We start from the raw sequence: 7,330 nt of genomic DNA, 5'->3' as shown, positions 1-7,330 counted from the left end.
CGGCGTGCGCCGGCTGCTTCCGCAGGCGCTGGTGGTCGCCTTCCTGGCCGGCGGTACCACCGCGTTCGTCGCCAAGGACAAGGCGATCGAGCTGAGCGTCGACGGCAAGCCGCGCTCGCTGCACACCTTCGCGGACGACGTCACGGAACTGCTCGCGGAGGAGGGCGTGGAGGTCGGGGCGCACGACGTGGTCGCGCCCGCCCCCGACGACGCGCTCGCCAACGGCGACGAGGTCGCGGTGCGCTACGGCCGTCCCGTACGGCTCACGCTCGACGGCCACCGGCGCGAGGTGTGGACGACGGCGCGCACGGTGGACGAGGCGCTCGAACAGCTGGGGGTGCGTGCGGAGGGCGCGTATCTGTCCGCTTCGCGCTCCCGGCGCATCGGGCGCGGGGGCCTCGCGCTGAACGTGCGCACCGAACGCTCGGTGACGATCATGGCGGACGGCCGCGCCCGCAAGATCCGCACGAACGCGGCGACCGTGCGTGAGGCCGTCGAGGAGGCCGGGATCACCCTGCGCGGCCAGGACACCACGTCCGTCAAGCCCGACAGCTTCCCGCGCGACGGCCAGACCGTCACCGTGCTGCGGATCACCGGGACCAAGGAGGTCCGTGAGGAGACGATCCCGTTCGACGTGGAGCGCACGGACGACCCCTCCCTGTTCCGCGGAACGGAGATCGTCGAGCGGCCCGGGCAGCCGGGGCTGCGCCGGGTCACGTACTCCCTGCGGACCGTCAACGGGGTCAAGCAGAAGCCGCGGCGTATCAAGTCCGAGGTGGTGCGGGAGCCGCGCACGCAGGTCGTGAAGGTCGGGACGAAGCCACTGCCGACGTCCGTCCAGGGCGCCGACCACCTCGACTGGCAGGGGCTGGCGGCCTGCGAGTCCGGGGGCCGGCCGAACGCCGTCGACTCTTCGGGGACGTACGGCGGGCTGTACCAGTTCGACACCCAGACCTGGCAGAGCCTCGGCGGGAAAGGACGACCGCAGGACGCGTCGGCGGCGGAACAGACGCTCCGGGCGAAGAAGCTGTACGTGCGCAGAGGGGCGAGCCCCTGGCCGCATTGCGGGGCGCGGCTGCACGGATAGCCGCGCGAGGGTCACTAACAGTGGATCGATTGGCTTGGGTTTCCTTGGTGTTGCTGTGATTCTTCCGGTCTCTTCGGGACTCTGGCGGTTGCTACGTGACCTTTCTGGGCGGGGTGCGTTGTGTAGGTGAGTCCGATGATCGGACAGCAGTTCTGGTGGCCGGGTGGGGGTGTGGGGTGCGGCGGAAGGTCCGGCTGGGTGAGGGGGAGACGGAGCGGGTCGCGTGCGCGTCGGCGTCCGCGTTCCGGGGCCTGGACACCGTCACCGGCGAGGTGCTGGGGGTCGATGCGCTCGGTAAGCGGGTGGGCTGGCTGACCGCTCTGGTCGAGAGCATGTGCACGTCAGTGACCGGCGCCCGTTGGAACCGTCCGGATCTGGCCCAACTCGCCTCCGGCAAGGACCGGTCGGGGGTGCGGTTGCCGTCGAACGCGTGGATGGCGCTGCGGATGCTGGGCTGGGCGGCGACCGCCCCGGAGGGGGTGTACGTTCCTGACCGGGTGCGGCGGGTCGCCGAGGAGCAGGCCGGGCGGGCGCTGCGCTCTGGCTGGTGGCGTACGCAGATCACCGATGCGGTGCTGGCGACCTGGCCCACCGGCAACCCCGATCCGATGCGGCGCACCGCGGGCGAGTGGGAGGCGCTGCGGGCCGCCTGTCCGGACGGGCAGGCGGTGGCGGCCTCGGTGCTGCGCTCCCGCACCCGGCAGGTGGCCGCCTTCCACACCACGCATGGGCGGCTGCCCGCCGACATCTGTGAGCTGGAGGCGGCGCCGGGCGGCGGCCGTCAGGTGGTGCTGGCCGCCGCCGACAAACAGCTGGCCACGCTGGCCCGCTGCGAGGACGACCCGGCCCGCTACGCGGTCCTGACCGTGCGCCTGCCGGTGCGGCCCGAACCCCGCACCCGCACCGACTGGCACCCCGTGGTGATCCGGTTCCGGCTGCCGCCCACCATCGACCACACTGCGGCACTGCACGCACCGACCCTGCGCCTGCGCGGCGGACGCCTGCGCCTGGACCTCGCGCACACCGCCGCCGCCCCCACGGCTCGGCGCGACGGGCATGCGCGGGCGGTGGCCTTCGACTACGGGCTGAACACCCTCCTCACCGGCGGGACGCTGACCCTGACCGGCGACACCCAGCCGGCCGTGCACACCGACGCCCGCCCGGTGTTCTTCCGCCCGGACGGGGTACTGGCCAAGGCCGACCGGCTGCGCATCCAGGCCGAGCAGCTCTGGGCCAAGGCCGCCCGCCTGACGGCCCTGACCGACGGCCGCACCGCATCCGGGCTGCGCCCCGATCCGCTCACCGCGGCGAAACTGGCCGTGCTGCGCACCGAGCACACCCGGGTGAGCAAGCGTCGTGCGCGGCTGAACGAGCAGCTCGCCAAGGCCGCCGCCCACTTCATGGTCGGCCACGCCCGCGCCGCAAGAGCGTCGGTGATCTACCTGGAGGACCTGCGGGACATGGAGGCCCGGGGCAAGGGCCGCACCCTGAACACCCGCCTCTCCAGCAGTGTGCGCGGGCAGATCGTCGCCCACACCCGCCACCAGGCCGCCCGCTACGGGATCGCGGTGGTCATCGTCCCCGCCCGCGGAACCCCAGGTACTGCCCCACCTGCCTGAGCGTCTTCTGGCACCGCGCCGCCCCCGACCGCACCACACCGGGCTGGAAATGGGCGAGCTGCCCCAACACCGCCTGCGGCTACAGCACCGACCGGGACGTGGCCGCCTGGCAGCGCATCGGCGCCCGCGGCCTGCACCACCAGCATCTGACCGTCCTGGACCGCGCGAGTGGCACCTACGTGATCCGCCGCACGGTCAAGGAGCTGGACCAGCCGGTCCGGCACACCACCCACCTCAGGCCCGCCACCGAGTCCGGTCCGCAGCACGCTGCCGCGGACCGGACCAAGGCGGGCCCCACGAGAAACCGCCCTGTGCCCAGGCAGCGACGCAGGGTCCCCGCCCCACCCACAACACCCGCAGCGCAGACCGCTGTTGCGGGCCCGGGTGGAAAGCGTCCGGCGGGGCGGCAGCCCCAGTCACCCACCCACCGCACCCAGCGGCGCGGACGGCGGCAGGCACCGCACACGATGAGCACCCCCACCCGGCACCAGCCGTACGGGGCCAGACTCGGCGCAGGCTTCCACCTGCACACCCACGCCACCCCCGTCACACGACGGATACAGCCATGGACACAGCCGAGATCACTTTTCCACCGTGGCCGAGCCGAAAACCCAGCCCCACCCAGGAAAACCTAAGCTCATCCGAGACGCTGCACGGATAGCCCCCGTACGGCCTCGGTGCAGCCCCGTACCCTTGTCCCGTGAGCAGCCCTCCCCCCGACGCCCTCCTCGGGCCCGCCGACGTCCGTGAACTCGCGACGGCCCTCGGCGTACGCCCCACCAAACAACGCGGCCAGAACTTCGTGATCGACGCGAACACGGTCCGCCGTATCGTCCGCACCGCGCAGGTCCGCCCCGACGACGTGGTGGTCGAGGTGGGGCCCGGGCTCGGCTCGCTCACCCTCGCGCTGCTGGAGGTCGCCGACCGGGTCATCGCCGTCGAGATCGACGACGTCCTCGCCGCCGCGCTCCCCGCGACCGTCGCGGCCCGCATGCCCGACCGCGCCGACCGTTTCACGCTCGTCCACTCCGACGCGATGCACGTGACCGAGCTGCCGGGCCCCGCCCCGACCGCGCTGGTCGCGAACCTGCCGTACAACGTGGCCGTGCCGGTCCTGCTGCACATGCTCGAGACCTTCCCGAGCGTCGAGCGCACCCTCGTCATGGTCCAGGCGGAGGTCGCCGACCGCCTCGCCGCAGGGCCCGGTTCGAAGGTGTACGGCGTCCCGTCGGTCAAGGCCAACTGGTACGCCGAGGTCAAGCGGGCCGGGTCCATCGGGCGCAACGTCTTCTGGCCCGCGCCGAACGTCGACAGTGGGCTGGTCTCGCTGGTGCGGCGGGCCGAGCCGTTGAAGACCACCGCCTCCAGGCGCGAGGTCTTCACGGTCGTCGACGCGGCGTTCGCCCAGCGCCGCAAGACCCTGCGGGCCGCGCTCGCCGGGTGGGCGGGGTCGGCCGCCGCCGCCGAGGCGGCCCTCGTCGCGGCCGGTGTCTCCCCGCAGGCGCGCGGGGAGGCTCTGACGGTGGAGGAGTTCGCGCGGATCGCCGAGCACGCCGAACACAAGGAGCCCGGCAAGTGAGCGTCACCGTACGCGTCCCCGCCAAGGTCAACGTGCAGCTCGCGGTGGGCGCGGCCCGCCCCGACGGCTTCCACGACCTGGCCAACGTCTTCCTCGCGGTCGGCCTCTACGACGAGGTCACGGTGACCCCGGCCGACGAACTGCGCGTCACTTGTACGGGGCCGGACGCGGACCAGGTCCCTCTGGACCGTACGAACCTGGCGGCGCGGGCGGCTGAGGCGCTGGCCGAGCGGTACGGCCGTACGCCCGCCGTCCATATCCACATCGCCAAGGACATCCCGGTGGCAGGGGGCATGGCGGGCGGCAGCGCGGACGGCGCGGGCGCGCTGGTGGCGTGCGACGCGCTGTGGGGGACCGGCGCCTCCCGCGAGGAACTCCTCGACATCTGCGCCGAGTTGGGCAGTGACGTGCCGTTCAGCCTGGTGGGCGGGGCGGCGCTCGGGACCGGGCGCGGGGAGAAGCTGAGGCCCCTGGAGGTGGACGGGACCTTCCACTGGGTGTTCGCGATGGCCGACCGCGGACTGTCCACCCCCGCGGTCTTCCGCGAGTTCGACCGGCTGGGGGAGGGCGTGGACATCCCCGCCCCGGTCGCCTCCCAGGAACTCCTCGACGCCCTCGCCAAGGGCGACCCGGACGCACTCGCCGCCACCGTCTCCAACGACCTCGAGCCGGCCGCGCTCTCCCTCTTCCCTGGGCTCGCCGACACGCTCGCGGCGGGCCGCGCGGCCGGTGCGCTCGCGGCGCTGGTCTCGGGCTCGGGCCCGACCACCGCCTTCCTCGCCCGCGAGGCCGACTCGGCGGCGAAGGTGGCGGAGACGCTACGGGCGTCCGGCACATGCAGGACGGTACGTACGGCGGCGGGGCCGGCGCCGGGGGCGACGGTGGTGCCCGGGGCCTGACGGTCGCTGGGGGATCCGCCCCCAGACCCCCGGCCTATGCCCACCCACCACCCGTCTCTGTAGGCCGAGAGGTGCACCAAATCAGCCCGTCCGGCGTTTGAGGACGAGGCCGTTCAGGCCGATGGGGGTCCAGGGGGCGGAGCCCCCTGGCGGGGGCGAAGGGGCAGCGCCCCTGGGATGGGACGGGTAGGGGCGGCGGGGGCGAGAAACCCGGCCCCCCGATGCCCACCCGCGCAGCCGACTACCCTGGAGGGTCGATCGTCCCCCCTGTCAGGAGAGAAATGGCCGTCAACCTGGTCAATGTCGAGAACGTCAGCAAGGTGTACGGCACTCGTGCCCTCCTCGACGGCGTGTCCCTCGGCGTCTCCGAAGGGGACCGCATCGGCGTCGTAGGCCGCAACGGCGACGGCAAGACCACCCTGATCCGCATGCTCGCCAAGCTGGAGGAGTCCGACACCGGCAGGGTCACCCACTCCGGCGGCCTCCGCCTCGGCGTCCTCACCCAGCACGACTCCCTCGACCCGACCGCCACCGTCCGGCACGAGGTCATCCGCGACATGGCCGACCACGAGTGGGCGGGCAACGCGAAGATCAGGGACGTACTGACCGGCCTGTTCGGCGGTCTCGACATGCCCGGCTTCCCCCAGGGACTCGACACCGTCATCGGCCCCCTCTCCGGCGGCGAGCGCCGCCGCATCGCACTCGCCAAGCTGCTCATCGACGAACAGGACCTGATCGTCCTCGACGAGCCCACCAACCACCTCGACGTCGAAGGCATCGCCTGGCTGGCCAAGCACCTGCGCGAGCGCCGCTCCGCACTCGTCTGCGTCACCCACGACCGCTGGTTCCTCGACCAGGTCTGCACCCGCATGTGGGACGTACAGCGCGGTGACGTCTACGAGTACGAGGGCGGCTACTCCGACTACGTCTTCGCCCGCGCCGAGCGCGAACGCATCGCCGCCACCGAGGAGACCAAGCGGCAGAACCTGGTCCGCAAGGAGCTGGCGTGGCTGCGGCGCGGCGCCCCCGCCCGCACCTCCAAGCCCCGCTTCCGCGTCGAGGCCGCCAACGAGCTCATCAAGGACGTACCGCCGCCCCGGGACAGCAGCGAGCTGATGAAGTTCGCGTCGTCGCGGCTCGGGAAGAGCGTCTTCGACCTCGAGGACGTCACCGTCCAGGCCGGCCCCAAGGTGCTGCTGAAGCACGTGACATGGCACCTCGGCCCCGGCGACCGGATCGGCCTCGTCGGCGTCAACGGCGCCGGCAAGACCTCCCTGCTGCGGGCCATGGCCGACGCGGCCCTGACACAGGGCGAGGCACAGCCGGCCGGCGGGCGGATCGCCGTGGGCAAGACCGTGAAGCTGGCCTACCTCTCCCAGGAGGTCGGCGAGCTCGACCCCAACTTGCGGGTCCTGGAGGCCGTTCAGCGGGTGCGGGAGCGCGTCGACCTCGGCAAGGGGCGCGAGATGACCGCAGGACAGCTGTGCGAGACCTTCGGGTTCAACAAGGAGAAGCAGTGGACGCCGGTGGGGGACCTGTCCGGCGGTGAGCGGCGCAGGCTCCAGCTCCTTCGCCTCCTCATGGACGAGCCCAACGTCCTCTTCCTCGACGAGCCCACCAACGACCTCGACATCGAGACGCTGACCCAGCTGGAGGACGTACTCGACGGCTGGCCCGGCTCGATGATCGTCATCTCCCACGACCGGTTCTTCGTCGAGCGGACCACGGACCGCGTCTTCGCCCTCCTCGGCGACGCCACCCTGCGGATGCTGCCGCGCGGCATCGACGAGTACCTGGAGCGGCGGCGGAAGATGGAGGAGGCGGCGGCCGCCTCGGCACCGGCCGCCCTGAAGGCCGTATCCGAGAAGAACGACAAGAGCGAGAAGAGCGAGAAGAGCGCCGCCGACCAGCGCGCCGCCAAGAAGGAACTCCAGAAGATCGAACGGCAGCTGGACAAGATCTCCGAGAAGGAGACCAAGCTGCACGCCCAAATCGCGGAGAACGCGACGGACTTCGCGAAGGTGGCCGAACTCGACGCCGAATTGCGGGACTTGACCGGTGAGCGGGACGAACTGGAGCTGCGGTGGCTGGAACTCGCCGAGGACGCGTGAAGGGTGCGTGAAGGCGCATAACAGGGGCATCACGG

General features: G+C 72.2%; 5 protein-coding genes. All 5 read left to right on the top strand.

Annotation, left to right across the window (positions count from 1 at the left end; genetic code table 11):
• Positions 1-1,087: resuscitation-promoting factor (locus tag CLM62_RS41110; RefSeq protein ID WP_095754983.1), on the top strand; the 1,087-nt coding region annotated here is incomplete at its 5' end.
• Positions 1,088-1,263: 176 nt separating this feature from the next.
• A complete protein-coding gene (locus CLM62_RS41105) occupies positions 1,264-2,706 on the top strand; it encodes a transposase (protein WP_179382448.1) in 1,443 nt (480 codons plus the stop codon).
• A gap of 700 nt (positions 2,707-3,406) precedes the next feature.
• The gene (rsmA, locus tag CLM62_RS41100; RefSeq protein ID WP_095754980.1) at positions 3,407-4,285 is read left to right on the top strand and encodes a 16S rRNA (adenine(1518)-N(6)/adenine(1519)-N(6))-dimethyltransferase RsmA; all 879 of its coding nucleotides are present in this window, start codon (positions 3,407-3,409) and stop codon (positions 4,283-4,285) included.
• Positions 4,282-5,184, top strand: coding sequence for a 4-(cytidine 5'-diphospho)-2-C-methyl-D-erythritol kinase (locus tag CLM62_RS41095; RefSeq protein WP_095754979.1), 903 nt, complete (start codon positions 4,282-4,284; stop codon positions 5,182-5,184). The genes rsmA and CLM62_RS41095 overlap by 4 nt, the downstream gene beginning before the upstream one ends.
• Positions 5,185-5,465: 281 nt before the next feature.
• Positions 5,466-7,295: an ABC-F family ATP-binding cassette domain-containing protein gene (locus CLM62_RS41085; protein WP_095754977.1), complete on the top strand. Its 1,830-nt coding sequence runs from the start codon at positions 5,466-5,468 to the stop codon at positions 7,293-7,295.
• Positions 7,296-7,330: the final 35 nt, after the last annotated feature.

The organism is Streptomyces sp. SA15, from assembly GCF_002291145.1.
In the GTDB taxonomy this organism is placed as follows: Bacteria; Actinomycetota; Actinomycetes; order Streptomycetales; family Streptomycetaceae; genus Streptomyces.
The sequence above is the reverse complement of the archived record's forward strand: the minus strand, read 5'-3'. Positions and strand labels throughout refer to the sequence as shown.

What these genes read in the sequence shown, in the direction of transcription:
- CLM62_RS41085 (WP_095754977.1), top strand. Translation starts at nt 5,466, where the DNA reads ATGGCCGTCAACCTGGTCAATGTCGAGAACGTCAGCAAGGTGTACGGC.